General features: G+C 64.1%; 23 protein-coding genes and 1 tRNA gene. 8 read left to right on the top strand and 16 right to left on the bottom strand.

The window, feature by feature from the left end:
• Position 1: 1 nt before the first annotated feature.
• The 7 genes from LQ232_RS11570 to LQ232_RS11540 all read right to left on the bottom strand — a co-directional run bounded on the left by LQ232_RS11570 (position 2) and on the right by LQ232_RS11540 (position 9,373).
• Positions 2-1,630 carry an HDOD domain-containing protein gene (locus LQ232_RS11570; protein WP_230180467.1) on the bottom strand — a complete coding sequence of 543 codons (1,629 nt, stop codon included), beginning with the start codon at positions 1,628-1,630 and terminating at the stop codon, positions 2-4.
• 154 nt (positions 1,631-1,784) lie between these two features.
• On the bottom strand, positions 1,785-2,687 hold the full coding sequence (locus tag LQ232_RS11565; protein WP_230180466.1) for a 3-keto-5-aminohexanoate cleavage protein: 903 nt from the start codon (positions 2,685-2,687) through the stop codon (positions 1,785-1,787).
• Positions 2,684-4,687: an acetyl/propionyl/methylcrotonyl-CoA carboxylase subunit alpha gene (locus LQ232_RS11560; protein WP_230180465.1), complete on the bottom strand. Its 2,004-nt coding sequence runs from the start codon at positions 4,685-4,687 to the stop codon at positions 2,684-2,686. Before LQ232_RS11560 ends, LQ232_RS11565 begins: the two co-directional genes overlap by 4 nt.
• 137 nt (positions 4,688-4,824) lie before the next feature.
• On the bottom strand, positions 4,825-5,643 hold the full coding sequence (locus LQ232_RS11555) for an enoyl-CoA hydratase/isomerase family protein (protein WP_230180464.1): 819 nt from the start codon (positions 5,641-5,643) through the stop codon (positions 4,825-4,827).
• A 3-nt stretch (positions 5,644-5,646) separates the two neighbouring features.
• Positions 5,647-6,801 carry an acyl-CoA dehydrogenase family protein gene (locus LQ232_RS11550; protein WP_230180463.1) on the bottom strand — a complete coding sequence of 385 codons (1,155 nt, stop codon included), beginning with the start codon at positions 6,799-6,801 and terminating at the stop codon, positions 5,647-5,649.
• A gap of 15 nt (positions 6,802-6,816) precedes the next feature.
• Positions 6,817-8,427 (bottom strand): acyl-CoA carboxylase subunit beta, encoded by a 1,611-nt coding sequence (locus LQ232_RS11545; protein WP_230180462.1) that lies wholly within the window; start codon positions 8,425-8,427, stop codon positions 6,817-6,819.
• Between the two features lies 1 nt (position 8,428).
• A complete protein-coding gene (locus tag LQ232_RS11540) occupies positions 8,429-9,373 on the bottom strand; it encodes an SDR family oxidoreductase (RefSeq protein ID WP_230180461.1) in 945 nt (314 codons plus the stop codon).
• Between the two features lie 121 nt (positions 9,374-9,494).
• Between LQ232_RS11540 and LQ232_RS11535 the strand changes: the two genes are divergently transcribed.
• Positions 9,495-9,923, top strand: a complete 429-nt coding sequence (locus LQ232_RS11535; RefSeq protein WP_230180460.1) for a MerR family DNA-binding transcriptional regulator — start codon at positions 9,495-9,497, stop codon at positions 9,921-9,923.
• A 9-nt stretch (positions 9,924-9,932) separates the two neighbouring features.
• Here the strand turns inward: LQ232_RS11535 and LQ232_RS11530 are convergent, their stop codons facing one another.
• The 3 genes from LQ232_RS11530 to LQ232_RS11520 form a co-directional block, all read right to left on the bottom strand.
• Complete coding sequence (locus LQ232_RS11530; protein WP_230180459.1) at positions 9,933-10,265, bottom strand: hypothetical protein; 333 nt, start codon at positions 10,263-10,265, stop codon at positions 9,933-9,935.
• A gap of 125 nt (positions 10,266-10,390) precedes the next feature.
• Positions 10,391-10,702 carry an FxLYD domain-containing protein gene (locus LQ232_RS11525; protein WP_230180458.1) on the bottom strand — a complete coding sequence of 104 codons (312 nt, stop codon included), beginning with the start codon at positions 10,700-10,702 and terminating at the stop codon, positions 10,391-10,393.
• A gap of 84 nt (positions 10,703-10,786) precedes the next feature.
• On the bottom strand, positions 10,787-12,835 hold the full coding sequence (locus LQ232_RS11520; RefSeq protein ID WP_230180457.1) for a serine hydrolase: 2,049 nt from the start codon (positions 12,833-12,835) through the stop codon (positions 10,787-10,789).
• A 180-nt stretch (positions 12,836-13,015) separates the two neighbouring features.
• On the opposite strand from LQ232_RS11520, the gene LQ232_RS11515 reads away from it, so the two are divergent.
• Positions 13,016-13,597, top strand: coding sequence for a YceI family protein (locus tag LQ232_RS11515; protein WP_371820224.1), 582 nt, complete (start codon positions 13,016-13,018; stop codon positions 13,595-13,597).
• Between the two features lie 9 nt (positions 13,598-13,606).
• Here LQ232_RS11515 and LQ232_RS11510 read toward each other — a convergent pair whose 3' ends face one another.
• The 3 genes from LQ232_RS11510 to LQ232_RS11500 form a co-directional block, all read right to left on the bottom strand.
• A complete protein-coding gene (locus LQ232_RS11510) occupies positions 13,607-14,278 on the bottom strand; it encodes a PilZ domain-containing protein (RefSeq protein WP_230180455.1) in 672 nt (223 codons plus the stop codon).
• Positions 14,279-14,399: 121 nt separating this feature from the next.
• Positions 14,400-14,789, bottom strand: coding sequence for a PilZ domain-containing protein (locus tag LQ232_RS11505; protein WP_230180454.1), 390 nt, complete (start codon positions 14,787-14,789; stop codon positions 14,400-14,402).
• A gap of 116 nt (positions 14,790-14,905) precedes the next feature.
• A complete protein-coding gene (locus LQ232_RS11500) occupies positions 14,906-15,550 on the bottom strand; it encodes a TetR/AcrR family transcriptional regulator (protein ID WP_230180453.1) in 645 nt (214 codons plus the stop codon).
• A gap of 211 nt (positions 15,551-15,761) precedes the next feature.
• Here LQ232_RS11500 and LQ232_RS11495 point away from each other — a divergent pair, with 211 nt between their 5' ends.
• Genes LQ232_RS11495 through LQ232_RS11470 form a run of 6 tightly spaced genes read left to right on the top strand, consistent with a single transcriptional unit; the run spans position 15,762 to position 23,381 of the window.
• A complete protein-coding gene (locus tag LQ232_RS11495; RefSeq protein WP_230180452.1) occupies positions 15,762-16,916 on the top strand; it encodes an acyl-CoA dehydrogenase family protein in 1,155 nt (384 codons plus the stop codon).
• A gap of 31 nt (positions 16,917-16,947) precedes the next feature.
• A complete protein-coding gene (locus tag LQ232_RS11490) occupies positions 16,948-18,153 on the top strand; it encodes an acetyl-CoA C-acetyltransferase (RefSeq protein WP_230180451.1) in 1,206 nt (401 codons plus the stop codon).
• A gap of 17 nt (positions 18,154-18,170) precedes the next feature.
• Complete coding sequence (locus LQ232_RS11485) at positions 18,171-20,327, top strand: 3-hydroxyacyl-CoA dehydrogenase NAD-binding domain-containing protein (protein ID WP_230180450.1); 2,157 nt, start codon at positions 18,171-18,173, stop codon at positions 20,325-20,327.
• A complete protein-coding gene (locus LQ232_RS11480; protein WP_230180449.1) occupies positions 20,324-21,349 on the top strand; it encodes a CaiB/BaiF CoA-transferase family protein in 1,026 nt (341 codons plus the stop codon). Before LQ232_RS11485 ends, LQ232_RS11480 begins: the two co-directional genes overlap by 4 nt.
• Positions 21,346-22,506 (top strand): acyl-CoA dehydrogenase family protein, encoded by a 1,161-nt coding sequence (locus tag LQ232_RS11475; RefSeq protein WP_230180448.1) that lies wholly within the window; start codon positions 21,346-21,348, stop codon positions 22,504-22,506. Before LQ232_RS11480 ends, LQ232_RS11475 begins: the two co-directional genes overlap by 4 nt.
• A complete protein-coding gene (locus tag LQ232_RS11470; RefSeq protein ID WP_230180447.1) occupies positions 22,506-23,381 on the top strand; it encodes a metal-dependent hydrolase in 876 nt (291 codons plus the stop codon). Before LQ232_RS11475 ends, LQ232_RS11470 begins: the two co-directional genes overlap by 1 nt.
• A gap of 33 nt (positions 23,382-23,414) precedes the next feature.
• Here the strand turns inward: LQ232_RS11470 and LQ232_RS11465 are convergent, their stop codons facing one another.
• From LQ232_RS11465 to LQ232_RS11455, 3 genes are all read right to left on the bottom strand, one after another.
• Complete coding sequence (locus tag LQ232_RS11465) at positions 23,415-24,329, bottom strand: GGDEF domain-containing protein (RefSeq protein WP_230180446.1); 915 nt, start codon at positions 24,327-24,329, stop codon at positions 23,415-23,417.
• 60 nt (positions 24,330-24,389) lie between these two features.
• On the bottom strand, positions 24,390-25,511 hold the full coding sequence (locus LQ232_RS11460) for a PEP-CTERM sorting domain-containing protein (RefSeq protein ID WP_230180445.1): 1,122 nt from the start codon (positions 25,509-25,511) through the stop codon (positions 24,390-24,392).
• Between the two features lie 110 nt (positions 25,512-25,621).
• A tRNA-Arg gene (locus LQ232_RS11455) sits at positions 25,622-25,697 on the bottom strand.
• Positions 25,698-25,734 lie beyond the last annotated feature (37 nt).

Raw genomic sequence — 25,734 nt, 5'->3', positions numbered from 1 at the left:
ATTATCCCCCGGTCGTTTGCTTGAAGGCCATCACGGCCTGGTTGCGCAGGGTGCGCAGCAGCGACAGGTCTTTCTCGCTGATCTGGAGGCTGCCGGCCTGGGCCTTGTCGGCGTAGATCAGGCCCAGCACCATGTCCTTGCCCTGGTGTTTCATGGTCATCGGCAACAGCAAAAACGTGGGCGCCTGAACGCGGTCGCGGAACCAAACGGGCAGGCGGCTCAGGATGGGCTCGGCACTGGCATCCGAGATGAGCGTGTCGGCGCCCTTGAGGCTGACGGCGGTGAACAGGTCGGCCTGCGCGCCAGGGGCCAGCTTCAAGGGGATCTGGAAAGCGGCCTTCATGCCATCGGCGCCGTGGCCGAGGCCAATGCGGCCAATGAGCTGCATGGTCTTGGCATCGCGCATGCAGAAGATCACGCGGCGGCAATCGAGCGCGCGGTAGATGGTCTCCAGGATCATGCGCAGGATGTCGTTCAGCTTGAAGGAATCAACCATGGTGTTGGTGATGTCCTGGATGCCACTGGTGAGCACATCGGCAGAGTTGGTCGCCATCACCACCTGGTCGCGGTCCAGCTCGCCGTCGGAGTCCGTGTGGGCCAGGCCCAAGGCCTCGGGGCCGGGGCCTTCGGTCTGGCCAGCGTTGGGCGCGTCCACGTAGAAGTGGTCCAGCAGGCGCTCGGCCTGGGCGTTCTTGGGCAAATCCAGCTTGAGGGCCTTGGTCAGCTCGGTCAGGCGTTTGCGGGCGCGCGCCGCTGCCTCTTGCACGGCGTCGGGCTTGAGCTCCAGCGAGGCGGTGTATTTCTGGTTGAGCACGGCCAGGCGCTTGCCCAGCTCTTCGGGGGGCGAGAACAGCATGGCGTCGGCCGCCGCGTTGGCCAACGTGGCCAGCCAGGCCTGGTGCTCGGGCTTGCCCAGCATTGATCGGTTGGGCACGGTGCCCGTGGGCGCCTTCATGGTGTTCAGCAGGCGATCGGGCAAGGCCCAGGTCTGGCCCACGGCCTGGCCCAGGTCCTCGAACGGCATGCCCAGCACCTGGGCGGAGGCCGCGGCCTCGGTCATGCCGGCGGGGGTGCCATCGGGCGCCGGGCGGGCCAATTCACGCACCTCCACGGCCTCGTCGGGCAGGTAGAACTCGGCCAGCAAGCGGCCCAGATTGCGGAACAGTGAGCCGATGAACGCGTCCTCGGCCTCGCGCGAGCTGGTGCACAACTCACTGGCCAGGGTACCCGCCATCACGGTGCGCAAGAACTCTTCCTTGAGCTGCTGCGCGTGCTTCTTGTCCTCCATGTGCTCGACCAGCATCAGGGACAGCGCCAGGTTGCGCACGCCCGCCAGGCCGATCAGCGACACCGCGCGCGAGACGGTGCTGATGGCATCGCCACCCCCACGCCGGTAGTGCGGCGTGTTGATCAGGCGCAGCAGCTTCTGGGTGAGCGCGACGTCCTTGAGGATCTCGTCGCACAGGCCGCCCAAGCTTTCGTTTTCGGATTCGGACAAGGACTGGATGCGCGACACCGACGCCGACAAGGTCGGGAAATCGCTTTTGTGGCGCATGCGCCGCAGCAGGTAGTCCAGGGTGACTGCGGGATTTTCACCAGAGACTTCAGGGGCAGACGGGGTGGCCGACATGGGTGCGCGCAATCTTCAAGAGGATTTGCCTCATTGGACCCCAGCGCGGCCGACGCTAAACCTTGAAATATCGGACAGCCGGGGGCTTATTTCGCATCTACCCCATGACTTGACCTGAGCGCCGCCTTGCCGTCAAGTGCAAGGCGGCGGATCCTCACGCCGCTGTGGCAGTCAGGTGCGCGCCGTGCAGTTCCTGGGCGCGCAGGCCCAGCATGGCGCGGGCTTCCTGGGGCGACGCCACCTCGCGGCCAGCGCGCTTGGCGCAGGCCGCCAGGGCTTCGATCAGCGGGCCATTGCCGGTGGTGCGCTCACCGCCAGGCAGGTAGAAGGTGTCTTCCACGCCAGTACGCAGCATGCCGCCCAGGTCGGCGGTGGCCTGGTGAACGGCCCAGATTTCTTCGCGGCCAATCAGCGTGGTCTGCCAGACGGTGCCGGGCTCGCGGTACTTGACCAGCAGGGCCAGCAGCTCGGCATCCACCGGCATGCCCGAGGCCACGCCCATCACGAAGTTGTACTCCAGGTGGTCGGTCATGCCGGCCTTGCGGAACATGCCCACCGACCGCACGATGCCCACGTCGAAGCACTCGAACTCAGGCCGGGTGTGCGTTTCATGCATGACATCGAGCATGCCCTTGACCTTGTCGACCGTGTTGTCGAAGAGCATGGGCGGCCAGGCCCACTGCCCGTTCTCCTTGATCTTCAGGTAGTTCAGGCTGCCAGCGTTGCAGGCCGCGATCTCGGGGCGCACGCGGCGGATGCAGGCCACCGGGCCGGAGATGTCTTGCCCGACCACGCCAGTGGTCAGGTTGATGATGACGCCAGGGCAGGCCTCGCGGATGGCCGTGTCGATCTCGGCGGCCACTTCTGGGTCCCACGAGGGGAAGCGGCCCATGCCGGGCGTCTGCTGGCGCAAGTGCACGTGCATGATCGAGGCACCCGCATCGAAGGCCTCGCGAGCGGCCGCGGCCATCTCAGAGGCTGTGACGGGCACAGGGTGTTGCGCGGGGTCGGTCAGCACGCCGGTCAGCGCGCAGGTGAGGATGGCTTTGTCCATCATGATTCCTTTGAAGGGGTAACGGTCAGGTCCAGCTCACCGAGTTCGAGCTCGATCAACAGGGCCTGGGATTGCACTTGCTCGCCCACGGCAACGTGGACGGCCTTGACCACGCCCGGCGCCTGGGCGTTGAGCCACATTTCCATCTTCATGGCCTCGACGCTGAGCAGCGGCTGGCCCTCGGCGACGGTGTCCCCGGGCTTGACCAGCACCTGGGCCACCACACCGGCCACGGGCGAGACCGCGCGGCTGGGGTCATGGGCCGAGTCCTTGCTGGGCCAGGGTGACACCTCGGCAAACACGAAGGTCGCGGCCTGGATGACGAGGTGCAGGGCACTGTCCACCCACACCGCGAGCACACACTTGCGCACGCCGTCGATCTCGTAGCGCAGGACACCATCGGTGTGGGCAATGACGCGCAGGCTGTGCTCGGCGGGGTCCTTGTCAATGTTCAGCGTGATGGCGCCTTGGGCACCGGGGCGGACGTGCAGGCAATGCTGCAGGCCATCGCAGACCAATTTCAGTTCGTAATCGGTGACGCTGGCTGAACGCAGGGTCCTGGCAACGGCATCGTCGCGGCCTTTCAGGGCATGTGCGGCGGCGGCAATCAGCCAGGCCTCGGTGCTGGCCAAAGGCCGGTCCAGGATGGGCTGCTTGTCCAGGCCCCATTGGTCGATCAGGGCCGTGGTCATGGCGCCGTCGCGGAAGGCTTGGCTGTCAATCAGGTCACGCAGAAAGCGGCTGTTGTTGCGCAGGCCCAGCAGGGGCGCGTCGTCCAGCGTGGCGATCAGGCGGCGGATGGCGTCATCGCGGTCTCGGCCATGCACGATGAGCTTGGCCACCATGGGGTCGTAGAAGGGTGTGACTTCGCCGCCTTCGCGGATGCCGCCATCGATGCGCACACCTTCGTGCAAAGCGCGCTCGGGCCGCCACCAGCGGATCGGGCCGGTCTGCGGCGCAAAGTCGGCGTAGGGGTCTTCGGTGTACAGGCGGGCTTCGATGGCGTGACCCCTGAGTGTGATCTGCTCTTGCTTGAGCGGCAAGGGGTGGCCCGCGGCCACGCGCAGTTGCCATTCCACCAGGTCCAGACCCGAGATCATTTCGGTGACCGGGTGCTCGACCTGCAAGCGCGTGTTCATCTCCAGGAAGTAGTAGTTCAGGTCGGCATCGACGATGAACTCGATGGTGCCGGCGCCCCGGTAGCCGATGGCCAGCGCCGCAGCCACGGCATCGCGGCCCATGCTCGCGCGCATGGCCGGGCTCACGATGGGCGATGGCGCCTCTTCAATCACCTTTTGGCGGCGGCGTTGCGCGCTGCAATCGCGCTCGCCGATGTAGACGGCGTTGCCGTGCGCATCGGCAAACACCTGGATCTCGATGTGGCGACCATTCTCGATCAGGCGCTCCAGCATCAGCGTGCCATCGCCAAAGGCGCTTTGCGCTTCGCGGCGGGCGCTGACGATGGCTTGCGCGAGCTCATCCTTGGCGTGGACCAGGCGCATGCCCCGGCCACCGCCGCCGCTCACGGCCTTGACCAGCAGCGGGTAGCCCAGCGTCTCGGCTTCGTTGATGAGGTGCTGGTCGTCCTGGTTCTCACCGAGGTAGCCGGGGGCGGTCGGCACTTTGGCCTCGATCATCAGCTTCTTGGCGCGCGCCTTGTCGCCCATGGCGTGGATGGCCGATGCCGGTGGGCCGATGAAGGTCACATTCGCATCAAGGCAGGCCTGTGCGAAGGCCTCGTTCTCGGACAGGAAGCCATAGCCAGGGTGGATGGCATCAGCGCCGGTTTTCTTTGCAGCATCCAGGATGGCATCGATGCGCAAATAGGATTCGCTGGCGGCCGAGCCCCCGATGTGCACGGCCTCGTCGGCCAGGTCCACATGGGGCGCTTGCGCGTCGGCATCGCTGTAGACGGCCACGGTGCGGTAGCCCAGCTTGCGCGCGGTGCGGATCACGCGGCAGGCGATTTCCCCGCGGTTGGCGATGAGGATCTTATTCAGCATGGTGTCCTCGCGGGGAATTCGCCTGCAGCTCGCTGCGCGAGCCCATTCGATTTGGCTTCGCCGCAAGGCCTGCGGCCTTGCCTCCGCGGTTGGCGATGAGGATCTTATTCAGCATGGTGTCTCGATCGATGACCTGTTCAACTCGCTTGCGGAACCCAGCTGGGCTTGCGTTTGTGGATGAAGGCGGTCGTGCCTTCCACGCCCTCGGGCCCTTGCACGGCGCGCGAGAACATCGCGGCAGCGTCCTGGATCAGGTCCTGTGGGGGTTCGAAACGCGTGCGGGCCAGCAAGACCTTGGTGGCCGCGATGGCACTCGGCGCGCAACCCATGATGCGGTCGATGACCTGGCGCAAGGCCGCGTCCAGCGAGGCGGCGTCGCCATGCACCTCGTGCACCAGGCGGATCGCCAAGGCTTCAGCGGCTTCGACCTTGCCGCCGGTCACCGACAGTCGCTTGGCCTCGGCATAGCCGATGCGCTCGACCAGGAAAGGCGCGATCTGCGCGGGAATCACGCCCAGCGAGGTCTCGGGCAAACGGAACACCGCGTTGCCCAAGGCCAGGGTCACATCGGACACGCAAGCCAGGCCAAAGCCACCGCCCATCACGGTACCCTCCAGCACAGTGATGATGGGCAGGCTGGAGCGCGCATAGGCCAGGCACAAACGCCCGAACTGCGCGTTGACCTCGGCAGCGGCGTCCACGCCTGGCTGAGGCAAGGCCATGCGGGCCTTGGCCATGTCTTGCAGGTCACCGCCGGCGCAGAAGTGGCCGCCCGCACCGCGCAGCACCACCACACGCACGCCAGTGTCACGCTCGGCCTGGGCCAGTGTCTGGATCAACTCGTTCACCATCGCCATAGACATGGCATTGCGCACTTCGGGCCGGTTGAGCGTGATGCTCAGCACGCCGCCCGATTGCTGCAACAGCAAGGTGTTCATCGTGGATGAAGACGTCATGGCTTACTTGGCCTTCTTGGGCAAGGTGCCTTCAAGCTTGGCGATGATGCCCAGCATGATTTCGTCGGCGCCGCCACCGATGGACACCAGACGGCCATCGCGGTAAGCCTGCGAGACCGGGTTGTCCCAGGTGAAGCCCATGCCACCCCAGTACTGCAGGCAGCTGTCGGCCACTTCGCGGATCAAGCGGCCGCACTTGAGCTTGGCCATCGAGGCCAGGCGCGTCACGTCCTTGCCCTCGATGTACTCGTCCACGGCGCGGTAGGTGAGCGAACGCAGGCATTCAACTTCCGTGCGCAGCTCGGCCAGGCGGAAATGGATGACCTGGTTGTCGATCAGGGGCTTGCCAAAGGTGTTGCGCTCCTTGCAGTACTCGATGGTCTGGTCGATCAGCTTGTCCAGCATCTTCAGAGAGTTGGCGGCGCCATACAAGCGCTCCTCCTGGAACTGCAGCATCTGCATCATGAAGCCCGTGCCTTCCACGCCGATCAGGTTGCGCTTGGGCACGCGCACGTTGTCGAAGAAGATCTGCGCGGTGTCGGACGAGTTCATGCCGATCTTCTTGATCTTCTGCTTGTCGATGCCCTTGGCGTCCATCGGCACGATGATCAGCGACTTGTTGGCGTGGACCTTGCCCTCGGAGGTGTTGGCCAGCAAGCAGCACCAGTCGGCCTGCATGGCGTTGGTGATCCACATCTTGCTGCCATTGATGACGTAGTCATCGCCATCGCTGCGGGCCGTGGTCTTCAGGGCCGCCACGTCGGAGCCGCCACCGGCTTCGCTGACGCCAATGCAGCCCACCATGTCGCCTGCAATCGCAGGGGCCAGGTATTCCTTCTTCAACTCGTCAGAGCCGAAGCGGGCCAGGGCCGGGGTGCACATGTCTGTCTGCACGCCAATGGCCATGGGCACGCCCCCGCAAGGGATCTCGCCCAAGGTCTCGGCCACCACCATCGAGTATGAGAAGTCCAGCCCCATGCCGCCATAGGCCGGGTCGTACTTCACGCCCAGCAGACCCAGCTTGCCCATCTTCTTGAAGACCTCGTGCGCCGGGAAGATCTCGGCGGCCTCCCATTCTTTGACGTGGGGGTTGATCTCTTGCTCGCAGAAGCGTTTGACGGTGTCGGCCAGCTGGATGTGTTCGGGGGTGAATTTCATGGTGGGTCTTTCGTTTTAAAGGCGTGCCACGCCAAAGGTGTTCGAGTTCAAAGTGCGTTGCGCGGCTTCCTTGACCAGGTCCAGGCACATCGACAGCACGCGGCGTGTATCGCGTGGATCGATGATCCCGTCGTCCCACAAGCGGGCCGTGCCGAACAGGGCGGCCGATTCCTCGTCCAGCCGGTCGCGCAGGACATCGGACATGCCCTTGAGCATGTCTTCGTTGACCGGGTGGCCGGCGCGTTCCAGCTTGCTGCGCGTCAGGATGTCCATCACTTTGGCGGCCTGTGCGCCGCCCATCACCGCCGTGCGCGCCGATGGCCACGAGAAGATGAAGCGCGGATCAAAGCCCCGCCCGCACATGCCGTAGTTGCCCGCGCCAAACGAGCCACCCAGCACGATGGTCAGCTTGGCCACGCGCGCATTGGCCACCGCCTGGATCATCTTGGCGCCGTGCTTGATGGCACCGGCGCGCTCGGCCGCCGAGCCCACCATGTAGCCGGTGGTGTTCTGCAAGAAGAGCAAAGGCGTGCCGCTCTGGTCGCACAGCTGGATGAACTGCGCGGCCTTGGTCGAACCATTGGGTTGAATGGGGCCGTTGTTGCCCAGGATGCCCACCAGGTGACCATGGATGCGGGCATGGCCGCACAAGGTCTCGGGCGCCAAATTGGCTTTGAATTCCAGGAAGTCGGAGCCATCGACGATGCGGGCGATGACCTCGCGCGTGTCGAAGGGCTCGCGGTCGTCGGCGGGGATGCAGCCCAGCAGCTCTTCTTCGTCGAACAAGGGCGCGGGCACCGCAACGGCAGCAGGGACCGTGTCCCACTGCAGCTTGTCGACCAGCTCGCGGCACAGGGCCAGCGCGTGCGCATCATCCTCGCTCAGGTACTCGCCCAGGCCCGTCACCTCGGCATGCATCTGCGCGCCACCCAAAGCCTCGTCGGTCGTGTCTTCGCCAATGGCCGCCTTCACCAGCGGCGGCCCCGCCAGGTAGATGCTGGAGCGATCACGCACCAGGATCACATAGTCCGACAAGCCCGGCAGGTAAGCACCGCCCGCCGTGGAAGAACCATGTACCACGGCGATCTGCGGGATGCCCATGGCCGACAAACGTGCCTGGTTGGCGAAACTGCGCCCGCCTTCCACAAAGATCTCGCTCTGGTACATCAGGTTGGCACCGCCGCTTTCCACCAGGCAGATGATGGGCAGCTTGTTCTCGCGGGCGATTTCTTGCGCGCGCAGCGCCTTCTTCAAACCCATGGGCGAGATCGTGCCGCCCTTGAGCGCGCTGTCGCTGGCGCTGACCAGACAGCGCTTGCCGCCCACCACACCAATGCCAATGATGGTGCCGCCACCCAGCACATTCTTCTTGCCGTCGTCGTCGTGCATGCGCAGGCCGGCGAGCGTGCTCAACTCCAGGAATGGCGAATCACGGTCAAGCAAGCGCGCCACGCGCTCACGCGGCAGCAACTGCCCGCGCTTGTCGAACTTGTCGCGCTTGGCGGCCGATTCGCGGCGCACCTGCGCTTCCAGCGCCTGCACCTCGGCCAGGCGCTCGCTCATCCGCTTCACATTGTTCTGAAAGGCCTCGGACTTGGAGTTCAAGGCGGAACGCAGAGCTGGCATGTCAGGCTTTCCCGTTCTTGGATTGATCTTGGGCGTCTTGCGCGGCGATGTCCTGCAGCACCTTGGGCACGCTGGACCGGTGGAAGCCATCGAAGGCCGGTGCCGGCTGGCCGCCCATGGAGGGCCAGGTGGCACTGTGCAAGGGCGCACCACCATCGATCGGCAAGGTGATGCCCGTGATGAAGGTGGAGCCCGGGCTCAGCAAAAAACAGATGGCCGCGCTGACCTCGGCCTCCAGGCCCATGCGGCGCATCGGCAGGTTGTCTTTCAGGCCACGGATGACGGGCGCCATGGCCGGACCATACGCGTCCATGCCGCTCGATGCAATCCAGCCTGGCGCCACGGCATTGACGCGCACCCGCGCGCCCGCCCATTCAAAAGCCGCCGTTTTGGTCAGGTTGACCATGCCCGCGCGCGCCGCGCCCGAGTGCGCCATGCCGGGCATGCCGTTCCACATGTCGGCGGTCATGTTGACGATGGCCCCACCGTGCTTCTGCATGGATTGCAGATACACCTCGCGCGCCATCAAAAAGCCGCCGGTCAGGTTGTTGGCCACCACCGCCTCGAAGCCGCGCTTGGAGATCGCCTCCATGGGAGAAGGGAACTGCCCGCCCGCGTTGTTGACCAGTCCATGGATGCGGCCATGCTTGGCCACGATCTCTTTCACCGCGGCCTTCACGGCCTCGTCGTCACGGATGTCAAAAGCGATGGAATCGACCTTGCCGCCGTCTTCCAGGATCTCGGCCGTGACCTTGGCCAGCTTTTCAGGGCTGCGGCCCGTGATGACCACGGTGGCGCCCAAGGCCGCCAACTCGTGCGCCACACAGCGCCCGATGCCGCTGCCGCCCCCGGTGACGATGTGCACCTCGCCCTGGAACAAACCAGGCTTGAGAACGCTGTCGTAATGAGAGGACTTGGAAGAAGGGGCTTCAGCGGATGGCGTCATGACCTGAGCGGATGTTGAAAGATCAACACAAACTGTAGGCCAACATGACGTTAACGTCAACCAATTACACCTTTGGGTAATCCCTCGAACCCATGGGGAAAGCATCATCCATAATGCGCGGATGACGGAAGACAAGACCCCTGGCGACAGCGAGGCCCTCATGGGCATCGCCGAGATGTGCGCGGCCTTCGAGGTTTCGCCCCGCACACTGCGCTTTTACGAAACCAAGGGCTTGCTGGCGCCGCGCCGCCTCAATGGCACGCGGGTGTATTCCAAGGTGGATCGGGCCCGTTTGTCGCGCATCCTGCGCGCCAAATCACTGGGCATGCCATTGTCTGAGGTCAAGGCCTACCTGGACATGTATGGCGACCAGGGCGAAGGCCGCGTCCAGCAACTCACCTACGTGATCGAGACCACGGATGCCGCCATCCGGGACCTGGAAGCCAAGCGTGCGCAGATCGACACGTCCTTGGCTGAACTGCGGCTCATCAACGAGCGCAGCCGCCAGATGCTGGACAGCAAGCGCTCGTCAAAAACCAAGCCGCGCTGATCATCCCGATCAGCAGCCTTCAGAGCACCGCGCCCGGGCCAGGATGGTGCGGGCCATCACTTCGGCATCCGAGCTGGCTTGCAAAGGCGAGCGGCACAGGCCGGCGCGCTCGTAATTCACGTTCTCGTACAGCTCGGCCGTGGCGGGAAAAGCGTCCAGCAGGGGTTGCAAAGACACGCCTGGCCCCACGGTGCGCAAGGCCTCGCTCAAACGCGCCGTCAATTGGCGGTATTGCAGCGGGCTGACCGAACTGAAGCCGCGCTCGACGCGCTCCAGGGCATAAGCCAATGTTTCGATGATGGACAGCTGGGCAGAGCCGGCCTGGGGAGAGGATTGAGTCATGACGGGCAACTCCTGTTCACTGACAACTTGCGAAGGCACCACCAGCATATAGGGACGGGTGGCCCAGGATCAAGACCCCAGCGCCACCCGTAAACCCGTGTGTAAATGATGCAGATCCGGCATGCTCAGTACGCCTTCACATCGAAAGCCTTCACCGTGGTGAAGGGGACCTTGGGCGCCGCCTGGAATTTCCAGACCGCATCTGGCTCGATGTTGCTGGCGCGCGTCTCGGCGTTGCCCACCAGATTGCCCTGCGCGTCGTACAGGTTGAACTGAATCACCGCCTCTTTGATGACGCGGCCTGCGACGTTGCGCGCCTCACCGGTGAATGAACTGGTGGGCGCGCCCTGGATCACGTCAAGTGACCGGATTTGCAAGGACTCGTTGCTTTGCGATATCGCGGCCATCGTGGTCAGGGCGAGCGTTGCGATGGCCATCCTGCTTTTCATCATCATGATTGACCTCGTCAATTGCTGTGATGAACTTGCAGCGCAATCCACGTGCCCGCCCTGGTTCGCCGGTCAAGGCAGGGTGTAGATCGAGTCGGTGTACGCCTTTTCAAGCACGCCCTTGGCACCGCCGCCGCCCGTGATGTTCGAGTTCAGGAACAGCACACCCGGCAAGCGAGGACCGACCACCGGACCAAACAAGGCCACCGACGTGCTGATGTTGTCGCACACATTGGCGCCATTGCAGTTGGCACCCCAGCCACCGTTCTTCTCCAGCTCGGTGTTCAACACCACATCCCAGCCCAGGCCGCGCTTGCGCATCGTGTCGAACAAATCCTTGGTCGGCGTGGCCGCCAGGATCTTGCCGTCCTTGGCATTCAGGCTCAGCATCACCTTGGCCAAGTCTTCAGTCGACAGGTACCAACCCGCGGCACCGCAGATCAGCGAGACATCGCCAAAGTCGGTGCCCGCCACGTTGAGGCCCGCGCTCTTGTAAGCATAAGCATGGTTGTTGGAAACGGGCGGCTTGCAGGTCACGCCCGTTTGGCCCACGCGGTCAAACACATTCTGCTGCACCAGCTTCACGTACTGGTTGGCCAGGGTCAATGGGCGTGTCAGCAGGTTGATGTCCTCCGCGTAACCCGCCACCTTGGGCAACAACACCCGCATGATGGCGAAGTTGTAGTTGCTGTAGCACCAGCCCATGTCTGTCATGTTGATCGGGTTGGCTGGGTTGACCACGCCTGAACCTTGGCAGGTGGTCGCGCCCTTGGGGTTCACGCTCGCCGTGAAAAACTTCTTCAGTTGTGCATAGTCTTGCGAGACATTGCCATAGTCCTTGATGCCGCTGCGTTGACCCAGCAGTTGCGAGAAGGTGATGTTCTTGACATAGTTGCTGGCCGATGACCAGTCTGCTGGCAGGTAAGGCCCGATCGGCGCGTCCAGGCTGACACCGGCCTGGTCCAGGATGCGAACCGCCGCCACCGCCGTCACGAACTTGCTGACACTGGCCACCGTGATCTTGGTGGACGAAGTGAAAGGCAATGCACCATCCGCCGTGACACGTGCCTGGCCCCCGCTGCCGAACTTGGGGTAGTTGCCCACGAAGAAGGAGTAGCCAGTGACCTTGCCATCCAGCTGGGCACGCAGCTTCTTGTCGATCTCGCAGACCGAGACGCAAGCCTTGCCATTGCAGACAGGCACGCTGGGTGGCACCTTGGCATAGTCGCTCCAGCCCTCTTTGACCAACAGCGATTCCAGGTGCTCACCAATCGGCGTGTCCGCCACCGGGCCGCGCCAATCCAGCACGCTGCGCAGTTGGATGCCGCAGGCCGCGCGGTACTGCTGATTCCACAACGAGTACTGCTGGTCTTGAGGCAATTGCGATTGGGCCGGTGGCAACACCGCGTCCAGGTGCACTGAGACGGTTTGCGAAGTCCACGGCGCCAGCGCGGGGATGGCGATGCTCGACGTGGTCTGCCGCATCAGCACATTGAAGTCCTTCAAGGACAACCACATCGGATCGGTGGCTTGATTGGTCTTGTTGCTCACCCGCAAGGTCACGTCGGCACCGGCATAGTGGATCTGCGTGAGCGGCACCACGCCGATCTTCTCGTCGTAGTTGATGATCTCGACCTTGGGAAACTTGGCCACATCACCCAAGACGATGGGCGGCTGGCTCACATCAGGCACCTCGGTGACCATGACGGTGGGCGAGGCCGAGCCCAAGGGTGCATTGGCCGCGTTGTGCGGGGTGATCTTGATGTAGAACTTGGTGGGCGCGGCCACCGTGGGCGAGACCAGGAAGGCCGTGGCTGGCAGGCTGAAGCGCTGGAAGTGCCCGGCCGTGGGCGCCACAGACTCACCACTGGCCACGACCTGGCTGGCCGCGTTGGTGACTTGCCAGGTGCCGCCGGTGGCCACCTGGTCAGTGGTCCACTGCAGCGTCACGATCTGGGGCTTGACCACGGTGATCGCGCTCTGCAGGAACTGGAACTCACCGCTGCCTTCCACAATTTGCAGGGTGGCGGCCGCGATGGCGCTGGTGGGGATGAGGGCGGCGGCCAGGCCGCTGACGAGGAAGGCGCCTGCACCGAGCAGGGCGTGTGATGCTGATTTCATGGGATGTCCAATCAAAGGTGGAAGAAAAAACTGGGCGGTGTGTGTTCCGATGAAATGAAGTTTGCGCAAGCCTCGTTTCAACAGCGCTTCAACCCAGGTCCGCCTTTGTTGCAATTGTTTCGAGCCCGAAGAAGGCGGGCTTCATGCTTAAACTGGCGCTCGTCATCCACCACAAAGAGGATTCGCATGAACAAGCTTCTTGGCGTGCTGCTGAGCACCCTGGCCATCGGGGGGGCAGCCTCGGCCGCCCCGGTCAACTACACCATTGACCCCACCCACACTTTCCCCAGCTTCGAGGCCGACCACATGGGCATCTCGGTCTGGCGCGGCAAGTTCAACAAGACCAGCGGCCAGGTCACCCTGGACAGGGCGGCGGGCGCGGGCACGGTTGATGTGGTCATTGATGCCGACAGCGTGGACTTTGGCCTGGGCATCATGAATGACAAGGCCAAGAGCGCGGAGTTGTTCGACACGGCCAAATACCCCCAGGCCCGCTACAAAGGCAAGCTGGATGCTTTCGTCAATGGCGCGCCCACCCAAGTGGTCGGCGAGTTGACGCTGCATGGCGTGACCAAGCCGGTGGTGCTCAAGGTCAACAGCTTCAAGTGCATCCCGCACCCCATGCTCAAGCGCGAGCTTTGCGGTGCCGATGCTGCAGCGACCATCAACCGCGATGAATTCGGCATCGATGCCGGCAAGCCCTATGGCTTCAAGATGGACGTGACTCTGCGCATCCAGGTGGAAGCGGTTCAAACGCCCTGACGGCCAAGCTCACACTGGCTCGGTCGACGACTGGGCCAGGTAATGCAGGATCAGCCTGTCGCGCTGCGACACGGTCTTGAACGACATGCCCACGTGGACCCCGTCGCCCGCCTCGGCCTTGTGGCTGTGGCACAAGGCGGCAGGGATCTCCAGATTCACCGGCTCCCCCTCGAAGTCCACCGTCACCGCCAGGTTGACAAGGTCGCCAATCGCCCCCACGGTGCTGGGCGCGTGCACCATGGCCCCAAAGGGGCTCACATCGACCAACGTGGCACCGATGGCACTGCTGCCACCCGGCAAGGACACCTTGGCCGGCAGGGATGTTTTCATGCGCAACGAGCGCCGCACCTGGCGCGCCTGGACCACCTTGGGATAAACCAGCAGCGCGTACACGAAAGGCACCTCGAAGGTCTGGATGACCTGGGCCTTGAACGAGAAGTCGTGCTGGCCTGTGAAACCCTGCACGGTGTACTCATCGCCCGCCTTCAAGGGCGACTTGCCACTGGACGCGGCATGCGGCCCCACCATCACGCCCTTGCCTTCAATGGCGGCCAGGAACTGCGCCTCCAGCTTGGGCGAACCAGGCTTGACACCTTGCGTCTGCAAGGCCACGCCGGGGCGCAGCTTGAGTGATCGCAAGCCCACCTCAGTGACGGGGGCGTGTTGGGTGTCGTTTGGCATAAGCCCTCTCTCAGTATTGAAACCGCCGGTTGGCATCGGGCTTATTTTGGGCGCATTGACCCAAGTGGTGTGTTGTATGTCAGCGCAACACCTTCATGCGCCAATGGTGGAAGCCGAAGTCTCAGGCGCCGCCACCCAGCAGGTGCTGGACCAGGGCCATGGCATCAGCGCCCTTCTCGGTGAAGATCAGGCCGATGCGAAAACACTTGGGCCCGCTGTAAGAGGAGTAGACCGCCTTGGCGGCAATCTCGACCGACTTGGGTGCCGCACCCGTGACCCACTCCACCCGCACCTGGCATTTGCTGCCGGGGGCGATCGGCTTGTCCGTGGTCAGCGACAAGCCCAACTGGCTGACATCGACCGTGGTGCCAGAACGGACACGGCCGTCGCTCATGGTCAGCGAAACCGGCCGCCTGACCGCCAAGCGGGCATGGGTGCGGCGACTGGCTCCCGAACCAGTGTCTTCGGTTGAGTCAGAGGTGTCATTGGCCAGATGGGGCAAGCGACTCATGGGTTGACCCTTTAAAGCGAAGGCAAGCACTCACATTTTATTCATGAAACGCCCGGCTTGACGAGTCCCCAGCGCTCACGGTCACCTCGACCAGGAAAAGTACCGCCGCCGGGCCCCTACTCAGGCAGCGACATCGCCCGCCACAAGATGTTGAAAAGCTCGTCGAACTGATCGATCAGGGAGCGATCCTCGCGCCGCACGATGTGCATCAGCACCACGCGGCCGACGATGCCCATGAACACGTCCAGCAGGATCTTGCTGGACACCCGATTGTTGAGCACCCCGCGCTGCTGGCCATCCTTGAACACCCCCAGGAAGGCGCTCATCAGCTCGGGGCTTTCGTAGATGCGGATGTTGCGGTGCCGCGAAACCGGCACGGCGGTGAACAGCAACAGCATCACGGCCGGGTGCTTGTCCATGTAGTCCAGCGTGACCCAGCAGGTCTTGCGCAGGCGCTCGCGTGCGTCGTCGATGCCCTGCAGGTGGTCAATCATGCGCTCGGCCAGGCGGCCCAGCATCACATCCAGCATGGCGTAGACCAGGGTTTCCTTGCTGCCAAAGTACTTGTAGATGGTCTGCAGCGACACATTGGCGGCCTTGGCCACATCCAGCAGGCTCACGTCGTGAAAATCCTGCAGCGAAAACAGGTCGAGCACGGCTTTCTCGATGCGCTTGAGCGTGTCAGGCCGCATGGTGGCCAGGATCGCCTGGCGGTCGTCGGCAGCGGGGTTGCGGGCGGGCGAAATGGCGGTTGAACTCATGGATCAGGCGGTTTCCAGCATGGAAATAAATATTACCAAATGATGCCTGAATGAGGCTGCAAAGTCACTTTTACTTGCCAATGCAGCGCCATCCCGCCAATATCTCCCGACTTTGCGCGCATCACCAACTACGGTAATTTAAATTACCTTTTTGTCTGACCAAATGCCGCAGCGCAGCAATTTGGCAAGAGAGATACCGAGGACACACACGATGGCGATTCAAAACTTCCCTGCGACCTGGATGACCGACGAACACAAAATGGTGTTCGAGTCGGCCAAGCGTTTCATGACAGAACAGTGGGGCCCCAAGGACGAAGCCTGGCGACATGCCGGCGTGATGGACCACCAGGCCTGGCGCGATGCCGGCGCCAACGGCTTCCTGTGCGCCTCGACACCTGAACAGTATGGCGGCGGCGGTGGCGACTTCGGCCACGAAGCGGCCTTGGTGCTGGCCCAGGGCGAGGCCTGCATCGGCGGCTTTGGCGGCTCGCTGCACTCGGGCATCGTCGCGCCTTACATCTTCCACTACGGCACCGAGGAGCAAAAGAAGCGCTGGCTGCCGCGCCTGGCCACTGGCGAGCTCATCAGCGCCATCGCCATGACCGAACCCGGCACCGGCTCCGACCTGCAGGGCGTTCGCACCCTGGCCCTGAAAGAAGGCGACACCTACAAGATCAACGGCAGCAAGACCTTCATCACCAATGGCCAGTTGGCCAACCTGGTGATCGTGGTCGCCAAGACCGACAAGGACAAGGGCGCGCAAGGCATCTCGCTGTTCGTGGTCGAAACCGACGAGGCGCCAGGCTTCCGCCGTGGCCGCAACCTCGACAAGATCGGCATGGACGCACAGGACACCTCCGAGCTGTTCTTCGACGATGTGATCGTGCCCGCCTCCAACCTGATCGGCGGCGTCGAGGGCATGGGCTTCTTCCAGCTGATGGAACAGCTGCCGCAAGAGCGCATGCTGGTGGCCCTGGCCGGCATCGCCGCGATGGAGCTGGCCATGAAGGTCACGCTGGAGTACACGAAGGAGCGCAAGGCCTTCGGCAAGCCGATCTTCCAGTTCCAGAACACGCGCTTCAAGCTGGCCGAATGCCAGGCCCTGCTGCTGGCCTCCCGCGCCCTGGTCGATGCCGCGATGGTGGAGCACCTGCAAGGCAAGCTGGGCGTGGACCGCGCCGCGTTGATCAAGTACTGGATCACCGACAACCAGTGCAAGCTGGTCGACGAATGCCTGCAGCTCTTCGGTGGCTATGGCTACATGAAGGAATACCCGATCGCCCGCCTGTGGGCCGATTCGCGCGTGCAACGCATCTACGGTGGCACCAATGAAATCATGAAAGAGCTGGCTTCGCGCTTCCTCTGACCCTCACTCATTTTTCTCAAGGAGCTTCCCCATGACCGAAGCCTACATTTTCGACACCGTGCGCACACCGCGCGGCAAAGGCAAGAAAGACGGCAGCCTGCACCAGGCCACGCCCGTTTGGCTGCTGCGCACCCTGCTGCAGGCGCTGCAAAGCCGCAATCAGCTGGACACCTCGCTGGTCGATGACCTGGTGCTGGGTTGCGTGACGCCCGTGGGCGAACAAGGCGCCGACATCGCGCGCACCGCCGTGCTGGATGCCGGCTGGGCCCAGTCCGTCTCGGGCGTGACGCTGTCGCGCTTCTGCGCCTCAGGCCTCGAAGCCGTCAACCAGGCGGCCCAACGCATTGGCTCCGGCATGGAAGACATGATCGTGGCCGGCGGCGTTGAATCCATGAGCCGCTGGCCCATGGGCAGCGACGGCGGTGCCTGGGTCATGGACCCGCGCATCAACAGCGGCACTGCTTTCGTGCCACAAGGCATCAGCGCCGACCTGATCGCCACGCTGGAAGGCTTCAGCCGCGCCGACCTGGACGCCTACGCGTCCGAGTCGCACCGCCGTGCCGCCCTGGCGCAGGCCGAGGGCCGCTTCGACAAGTCCATCGTGCCGGTGAAGGACCTGAATGGTTTGCTGATGCTGGGCCGCGATGAAACCGTGCGCCCTGGCACTTCCGTGGAATCGCTGGCCAAGCTGATGCCCTCGTTCGAGATGATGGGCACCATGGGCTTCGACGCCACCGCGCTCGACAAGTACACCACCATCGAGAAGGTGATCCACAGCCACCACGCCGGCAACTCGTCCGGCATCGTCGACGGCGCCGCCCTGGTGCTGCTGGGCAGCAAGGAAGCGGGCATCAAAGCTGGCCTCAAGCCACGGGCGCGGGTGCGCATGTGCTCGGTCATCGGCTCCGAGCCCACCATCATGCTGACAGGCCCCACACCGGCCTGCGTGAAAGCCCTGAACAAGCTGGGCATGACCGCGGGTGACATCGACCTGTGGGAAATCAACGAGGCCTTCGCCACCGTGCCCATGAAGACAGCCCGCGACCTGGGCGTGCCCCTGGACCGCGTGAACGTCAACGGCGGCGCCATCGCCCTGGGCCACCCGCTGGGCGCCACCGGCGCCATCATCCTGGGCACCGCCCTGGACGAACTGGAGCGCACCGGCAAGTCCACCGCGCTGGCCACCTTGTGCATCGGTGCCGGCATGGGCATCGCCACCATCATCGAACGCGTCTGATCACGGAGGCACACACCATGACTCAATCACAAGCCTTCACATTCGACATCGACGCCGACGGCATCGGCCTGGTCACCATCGACATGCCCGGCCGCGCGATGAATGTGCTCAACCCGACCTTGGTCGAGCCCTTCGCGGCCTTGGTGCAGCAACTGGAAACGGATGCGAACCTCAAAGGCCTGGTCATCACCTCGGGCAAGCCGACCTTCATCGTCGGCGCCGACATCGACCAGCTCACACAGATCACCAGCGCTGAAGAAGCCTTCAAGCTGTGCGAAGACCTCAAGGGCATGCTGCGCCGCATGGAAAAATGCGGCAAGCCCGTGGTGGCTGCGCTCAATGGCACGGCCCTGGGTGGCGGCCTGGAGCTGGCCCTGGCCTGCCATGCCCGCATTGCGCTGGATGATCCCAAGCTCAAGCTGGGCCTGCCCGAAGTCAAGTTGGGCCTGCTGCCCGGCGGTGGCGGCACGCAACGCCTGCCACGCATGATCGGCATCCAGAAGAGCTTCGAGCTGATCACGCAAGGCAAGGAGCTGACCGCCGCCAAGGCCAAGGAGATGGGCCTGGTGACCGAACTGGCATCCAGTCGCGACGAGCTGCTGGCCAAGGCGCGTGCCTGGTGCGCCGCCAACCCAAAGGCCTCGCAGCCCTGGGACAACAAGGGCTTCCGCATCCCCGGCGGCGACAGCAAGAGCCCGGCCGTGGTGCAGGTGCTGGCCATCGCGCCGTCCATGGCCAATGCCAAGGCGCATGGCAACTACCCCGCCATCACGCACATCATGAGCTGCCTGTTCGAAGGCTGCCTGCTGGACTTCGACGCCGGCTCGCAGGTCGAGTCGCGTTACTTCGCCGCTTGCGTTGTGTCGCAGACCTCGAAGAACATGATCGGCACGCTTTGGCACCAGCTCAACGCCATCAAGAAGGGCCAATCGCGCCCCAAGGGCGTGGCCGAGACCAAGGTCAAGAAGGTTGGCATCCTGGGCGCCGGCATGATGGGCGCGGGCATCGCTTATGTGTCGGCCAAGGTCGGCATCGATGTCGTGCTGCTGGACACCACGCAAGACAACGCCGACAAGGGCAAGGCCTATTCGCAAGGCCTGTTGGACAAGGCCGTGGCCCGTGGCCGCAGCACGCCGGACAAGCGCGACGCGCTGCTGGCCCGCATCAAGCCCACCACCTCGTATGACGACCTGGCCGGTTGCGACCTGGTGATCGAAGCCGTGTTCGAAGACCGCGCCATCAAGGCCGTGTGCACACAGAAGGCCGAGGCGGTGATCCCCGCCAGCGCCGTGTACGCGTCCAACACCTCCACCTTGCCCATCACCGGCCTGGCCACGGCCAGCGCCCGCCCGCAGAACTTCATCGGCTTGCACTTCTTCTCACCGGTGGACAAGATGCCCTTGGTCGAGATCATCGTCGGCAAGGAAACGTCTGATGAAACCCTGGCGCGCGGCTTCGACTACGTGCTGCAGATCGGCAAGACGCCCATCGTGGTCAACGACAAGCGCGGCTTCTACACCTCGCGCGTGTTCACGACCTACATCATGGAAGGCATGGCGATGCTGGCCGAAGGCGTGCACCCACGCTCCATCGAAGTGGCCGGCATGAAGGCGGGCATGCCCATGCCGCCGCTGGCTTTGCAGGATGAGGTCTCGCTGAGCCTGTCGCTCTACATCGCCGAGACAACGAAGAAGGACTTGATCGCCGAAGGCGGCCCGTTGCCCGCCGTGCACCCAGGCTTTGCCGTGGTGCAGAAGATCGGAGGCGAGCACGAGCGCATCGGCAAGAAGGCCGGCAAAGGCTTCTACGACTACAACGGCAAGGAGAAGTCGCTGTGGCCGGGCCTGCTGGAGGTCTACCCGCCCGTGGCCAATCAGCCTTCGCAGCAAGAGCTGGTGGACCGCATGCTGTACGCGCAAGCCAACGAAGCGGCCCGCTGTTATGAAGAGAAGGTCGTGCGTTCGGTGGCCGACACCAACATCGGCTCGATCTTCGGATGGGGCTTCGCACCCAACCAAGGTGGCGCCTTGCAGTTCATCAATGCGGTCGGTGCCAAGCAATTCGTCGAGCGCGCACGTGAGTTGGCCGCGAAGTATGGCCCGCGCTTCGAGCCCGCGGCCATCGTGGTCAAGCAGGCGCAAGAAGGCGGTCGCTTCGAAGACGCCAGCGCATGATCGGCACCACGCTGCTGAAAGGCTTGCGCGTGATCGACATCACGCGCAACCTGCCCGGTCCCTTCGCCACGCGCATGCTGGCGGACCTGGGGGCCGAGGTGATCAAGGTTGAGCCGCCCGAAGGCGATCCGGCGCGCGCACTCGGGCCCTTGTTCAAATCATTGAACGATGGCAAAGAGTGCCGCACGCTGAATTTCAAGTCTGACGCCGATCTCGCGCAGTTGCGCGATTGGTTGACGAACGCCGACGTGCTGCTCGAAGGCTTCCGCCCCGGCATCATGGCCAGCATGGGCCTGGATTTCGACAGCCTGAAGGCATTGAACCCCCGCCTGGTGATGTGCTCGATCACGGGCTATGGCCAGCAAGGCCTGTGGTCCCACCGAGCAGGCCATGACCTGAACTACATGGCCATGTCCGGTGCGCTGGACCAGATGCGCAGCGCACAGGGTGAAGCCACCCTGTCCAATATCCAGTGGGGCGACCTGGCTGGCGGCAGCGCCATGGCCTGCATCGCCACGCTGGCAGCGGTGTTCAGTGCCAGGCAAAGCGGCGCAGGCTGCCATGTCGATGTCAGCATGACCCACGGCCTGTGGGCGCACCAGGTCATGCCGCAGGCCACTGGCGCCATGCTCGCGCCCATGCTGGGCAAGCTGCCCGGCGCGCGCGAAGACCTGCTCAACGGCGCCCTGCCCTGCTACAACCTCTACACCACGCAAGATGGCCGATCGCTGGCCATCGGCTCGCTGGAACACAAGTTCTGGAAAGCCACCTGCGACGTGCTGGGCCGACCCGCCTGGGTCATGCAGCACTGGCAACGCGGCCTCATGCCCAACTCGCCCGAATCCAACGCACTGCGCGATCAGGTCGCGGCCCTCATCGCCACGCAACCCTTGTCACAGTGGGCCGACCGCTTTGCCGAGGTGGATGCCTGCGTCACCCCCGTGCTGACCCTGGCCGAAGCGCAACAACACCCATTGTTCACTGGCAACCAAACCCGCCAGCCCTGGACCATCACACCATGACCGCAGACTCTTCCCTGTTCGTCGATTACTTCAACGACACGCACCGCCAGGCCCGCGAAGCCACCAAGCGCTTCGTCGACCAGGCCATCAAGCCGCACATCAATGACTGGGAAGAAGCCGGCACCTTCCCGCGCCAGTTGTACAAGCAACTGGCCGAGTTGGGCATCCTGAGCATTGGGCACCCCGAAGTCTGGGGTGGCGCTGGAGAGCACGATGTTTTCCTCAAGCTCGCGGTCAGCGAAGAGCTGATGCGCAGCGGCTCCGGCGGCCTGGTCGCCAGCCTGGGCTCGCTCGACATCGGCCTCCCCCCTGTGTGGCGCGTGGGGTCGAAAGAACTGCAGCAGCGCGTCGTGCCCAGCGTGCTCAGCGGCAACAGGATCGCCGCCCTGGCCATCACCGAACCCAGCGGCGGCTCCGACGTGGCCAACCTGCGCACCCGCGCCGTCAAGGATGGCGACCACTACATCGTCAACGGCGCCAAGACCTTCATCACCTCGGGCACGCGCGCCGACCACTACACCGTGGCCGTGCGGACCGGCGAGGCCGGCTACGCGGGCGTCTCGTTGCTGCTGATCGACCGCGACACGCCCGGCTTCACCGTGGGCCAGCCGCTCAAGAAGATGGGCTGGTGGGCCTCCGACACGGCCGAGCTGTTCTTCAGCGATTGCCGCGTGCCCGTGGGCAACTTGCTGGGGCCCGAGAATTCCGGCTTCTTCACCATCATGATGAACTTCCAGGCCGAGCGTTTGGCGCTGGCCGTGATGGCCTACATGACCGCGCAACTGGCCTTCGAAGAATGCATGGCCTACGTCAAGACACGCGAGACCTTCGGCAAGCCCCTGGCCAAGCACCAGGTCATCCGCCACAAGCTGGCCGAGATGGCCACGCGCATCAACGTCGCCCGTGAATACGCGTACCGCTGCGCCGCGCAGATGCAGGCGGGCAAGCCGGCCATCACCGAAGTGTCCATGGCCAAGAACTTCGCCACCGACACGGCCGACTTCGTCACGTACGAAGCCGTGCAAATCTTCGGCGGCATGGGCTACATGCGCGAGTCACTGGTTGAGCGCCTGTACCGCGACAATCGCATCCTGTCCATCGGCGGCGGCACGCACGAGATCATGAACGAGATCATCGCCAAGCAACTGGGCCTGTGATGATGAACACCGCCACCGAACACCCCATCGTTCCGCGCGAAAACCTCGACTTCGGGCTCGAGGGCGACATCCCCCGCTTCTGGCTCGACAACGACCCCTTCAAGTCGCGCTTCTTCGACGCCATGTCCACATTCTTCCCCGAAGGGGAGCGCTTCTTCATCTCCTGCGTGCGCGATTTCCGCGACCAGATCACCGACCCCAAGCTGCTGGCCGAGGTCAAGGATTTCACGCGCCAGGAAGGCCAGCACGGCATCGTGCACCGCCAATTCAACAACCGCGTCAAGGCGCAAGGCGTGGACGTTGACTTGATCGAAAAGCTGACCGTGTTCGTGCTGTTCAAGGTCTTGCGGCAATACCTGCCCAAGTCGCACACCCTGGCACTGACCGCCGCTTTCGAGCACATGACCGCGCTGATGGCTCACGGCTTCGAAGCCGCCAAAGTCATGGCCAAAGCCGACCCACGCATCCGCGCCATGTACACCTGGCACGCGATCGAAGAGGTGGAGCACAAGGCCGTGGCCTTCGACGTGATGCAGAAGGTCGCCAAGGTGGGCTATGTGCACCGCGTCTTCGCGCTGATCCTGGCCACCATCGGTTTTCCGATCGGCACTTTCCTGGTCATCAACCGCATGCTCAAGGCCGATGGCTTCGGCATCTTCAAGCGCGCTGGCCTGATGGCCAAGGGCCTGTGGTGGCTGTACAAGCCAGGCGGTTTGTACATGCCCATCCTGGGCCACTTCATGGCCTACTTCAAACCTGGCTTCCACCCCTGGCAAACCGGCCAGATGGCGGGCTACGCGGTCTGGCTGGACACGTTCAACCGCACCGGTGACCCGATCGCCGCAGGCAACGCGTCCATCCAGGCGCAGCGCTGAGCGCGCGCATCGTGCCCAAGGCGGGCTCGCGCTTCAGCGCCCGCCGACGAACATCTTCCAGCGGCGCTCGTTCTGCTTCTTGGCGTCATACAGCGCCTGATCAGCCTGCGCCAGCAAAGACCTCACCGACTCCACCGAGTCGTTGTAAGCCGCGATGCCCACCGATATGCCCACCCCCACCGCGTCGCCCGTGGGCAAGGTGATGGGCTGGCACACCGATCGCACGATGCGCTTGGCCAGCACCTCGGCCGAATCCTGGGCGCCATGGCGCATCACCACACCGAATTCATCGCTGCCCAGCCGGGCCAGCACATCGCCCAGGCGCACTTGCTGGCCCAAACGGCGCGACACCTCGCACAGCACCGCATCGCCCGCCGCGTGGCCAAAGCCATCGACGATTTCCTTGAAGCCGTCCAGGTCCATGCACAGCACCGTGAACGGCTCACCCGTGCGCATGGAATGGCGCATCTCCACGTCCAGCGCCAGGTCGAACTGGGCGCGGTTGGCCACGCCCGTGAGGTGATCCGTCTTGGCCAGGTGACTGAGTTGGCGCGCATGTTGGCGCCCCAGCAGCAAAGCCATGGCCAAGGAGGCCAAGTCTTGCAAGGCGGTTTGCTGCGCCTCGGACCAAGAACGCACCTGCGTGTCGCCCACCGCCACGGTGCCGAGCACATGGCCCTGCGCGTCGACGATGGGGGCACTGGCTTGAAAGCACAGCCCGGGCTCGCTGGCGCTCAGGTCCAGGTCGCGAGGCCACTCGGCGTCTTCCAGGCCCACGCTGGCTTTGCACCAGACGCGGCCTGTGTCCACGAAGCCCACCCAGGCCAGCGGGGTGCCACACAAGCGGGCCGCCAGGCGGGCCACGGCGTCGAATTCAGCCTCGGGCGCCGTGTCCAGCACTTCATGGGCGCGCAGCGCAGCCACGCGTTCGGTTTCTTCGCTCGACATCACATCACCTTCATCCACATGAAAGGGATATCGGATGGTTTGGCGAAATATCGAGGCCCCTCAGATGGGGTGGGCCGAATCCGCCTTCACGCCGGGCCGTCGGCGCCCCCACAGACCCAGCATCGCCAGGCCGGCCAGCGCCAAGGCCAGGCTCTCCGGTTCGGGCACCGGGATCAGCAAGTAACCATGCGCGTGATTTGTCGCGGCATTGAAGGAGTCGCCCACGATCCAGCCCTGCGCGTTGATGGCATTGGCCCTCAGCAAGGTCCAGTCCGTGCCCGTCGCGAAGGTGTCCAGGTCGATCACATTGGTGCCGTCCCACAAGGTCGCGTGGGTCTCGTCGGAGGCAGGGTCAAGTTCGCTAAACCCCACCACCAGGCCAGCGCCGTTGATGTCGAGGGCCCGGCTGTCCACCCCGCCCAAGGTCCCCAGATCGATCGGGGACGCCCCGTTCCACAACGTGGCGTGAACGGCCCCGGAAGGCCCGGCGACGTCACTGTGCCCCACGATGTGCCCAGCGTTGTTGATGCTGCGGGCCTCGCTGCCGGCCCCACCCAAGGTGCCCAGATCAATGGTATTGCCCCCACTCCACAAAGTGGCCTGTGGTCCGGCAGCCCCTTCGACGTACCCCACCACCTGCCCCGCATCATTGATGCCGTGAGCGTAGCTGGCCACATCGGGCGAACCCAGCGTGCTCGCTGTGCCACCGGTCCACACCGTGGCCTGCGGAGGGCCGCTCGACGAGCCTGCGCCATACCCCACCACCTGCCCCGACTGGTTGATGCCCGTGGCGAAGTTGCTCCTGGCCGACGAGTACAGGAAGGTCGCGGTGCCGCCGGTCCACACGGTGACCGTGCCACCGACATTGCCGGCGACCTGCCCGGCATCGTTGATACTGACGGCTGTGCCATCGCCAAAGGGCGTGGTCAACCTGACAAGACCACCATTGCTCCACACCGTCACCGGCGTACTGGGATTGCCTGCCGCGGTGATGACACCCAGCACCTCCCCCACGTTGTTGACGTCCACGGCGGAGCTGTAAGTGCCGCCCAACGTGCCCAAGTCAAAAAAGCGATAGCCCGGGGCGGCCGCACTGGCGTTCGCCCCCAACAGGCCAGAAGAAACGACCAACACCGAAGACACGAGCAGCCCGAGCGGGCGCAACCGATGTGCCGATTTCATGACATTCCCCTTGATTTGATTGAAGGGGAACGATTTCAACACCGGGGCAGAAACCTCGTCAAATCGCCCGATGTTCTCCTCCAGACACACTGGTCATTCAGAGAAGCGGGTGGTGCGCCCGGCTGGGATCGAACCAGCAACCCCTGCCTTCGGAGGGCAGTACTCTATCCATTGAGCTACGGGCGCAACGCAGGGGCAGATTCTAACAGTGGCCCAACGGCAA

This window comes from Aquabacterium sp. CECT 9606 (genome assembly GCF_918741295.1).
Classification (GTDB): domain Bacteria; phylum Pseudomonadota; class Gammaproteobacteria; order Burkholderiales; family Burkholderiaceae_C; genus Aquabacterium.
This window is presented reverse-complemented; position numbering and strand designations above follow the sequence as displayed.

Coding starts and splice junctions, on each gene's coding strand:
- LQ232_RS11485 (WP_230180450.1), top strand. CDS start 18,171: ATGACTCAATCACAAGCCTTCACATTCGACATCGACGCCGACGGCATC.
- LQ232_RS11465 (WP_230180446.1), bottom strand. CDS start 24,329: ATGTCGAGCGAAGAAACCGAACGCGTGGCTGCGCTGCGCGCCCATGAA.
- LQ232_RS11480 (WP_230180449.1), top strand. CDS start 20,324: ATGATCGGCACCACGCTGCTGAAAGGCTTGCGCGTGATCGACATCACG.
- LQ232_RS11540 (WP_230180461.1), bottom strand. CDS start 9,373: ATGACGCCATCCGCTGAAGCCCCTTCTTCCAAGTCCTCTCATTACGAC.
- LQ232_RS11495 (WP_230180452.1), top strand. CDS start 15,762: ATGGCGATTCAAAACTTCCCTGCGACCTGGATGACCGACGAACACAAA.
- LQ232_RS11500 (WP_230180453.1), bottom strand. CDS start 15,550: ATGAGTTCAACCGCCATTTCGCCCGCCCGCAACCCCGCTGCCGACGAC.
- LQ232_RS11535 (WP_230180460.1), top strand. CDS start 9,495: ATGACGGAAGACAAGACCCCTGGCGACAGCGAGGCCCTCATGGGCATC.
- LQ232_RS11565 (WP_230180466.1), bottom strand. CDS start 2,687: ATGATGGACAAAGCCATCCTCACCTGCGCGCTGACCGGCGTGCTGACC.
- LQ232_RS11475 (WP_230180448.1), top strand. CDS start 21,346: ATGACCGCAGACTCTTCCCTGTTCGTCGATTACTTCAACGACACGCAC.
- LQ232_RS11490 (WP_230180451.1), top strand. CDS start 16,948: ATGACCGAAGCCTACATTTTCGACACCGTGCGCACACCGCGCGGCAAA.
- LQ232_RS11570 (WP_230180467.1), bottom strand. CDS start 1,630: ATGTCGGCCACCCCGTCTGCCCCTGAAGTCTCTGGTGAAAATCCCGCA.
- LQ232_RS11525 (WP_230180458.1), bottom strand. CDS start 10,702: ATGGCCATCGCAACGCTCGCCCTGACCACGATGGCCGCGATATCGCAA.
- LQ232_RS11460 (WP_230180445.1), bottom strand. CDS start 25,511: ATGAAATCGGCACATCGGTTGCGCCCGCTCGGGCTGCTCGTGTCTTCG.
- LQ232_RS11560 (WP_230180465.1), bottom strand. CDS start 4,687: ATGCTGAATAAGATCCTCATCGCCAACCGCGGGGAAATCGCCTGCCGC.
- LQ232_RS11550 (WP_230180463.1), bottom strand. CDS start 6,801: ATGAAATTCACCCCCGAACACATCCAGCTGGCCGACACCGTCAAACGC.
- LQ232_RS11545 (WP_230180462.1), bottom strand. CDS start 8,427: ATGCCAGCTCTGCGTTCCGCCTTGAACTCCAAGTCCGAGGCCTTTCAG.
- LQ232_RS11510 (WP_230180455.1), bottom strand. CDS start 14,278: ATGCCAAACGACACCCAACACGCCCCCGTCACTGAGGTGGGCTTGCGA.
- LQ232_RS11530 (WP_230180459.1), bottom strand. CDS start 10,265: ATGACTCAATCCTCTCCCCAGGCCGGCTCTGCCCAGCTGTCCATCATC.
- LQ232_RS11470 (WP_230180447.1), top strand. CDS start 22,506: ATGATGAACACCGCCACCGAACACCCCATCGTTCCGCGCGAAAACCTC.
- LQ232_RS11505 (WP_230180454.1), bottom strand. CDS start 14,789: ATGAGTCGCTTGCCCCATCTGGCCAATGACACCTCTGACTCAACCGAA.
- LQ232_RS11555 (WP_230180464.1), bottom strand. CDS start 5,643: ATGACGTCTTCATCCACGATGAACACCTTGCTGTTGCAGCAATCGGGC.
- LQ232_RS11520 (WP_230180457.1), bottom strand. CDS start 12,835: ATGAAATCAGCATCACACGCCCTGCTCGGTGCAGGCGCCTTCCTCGTC.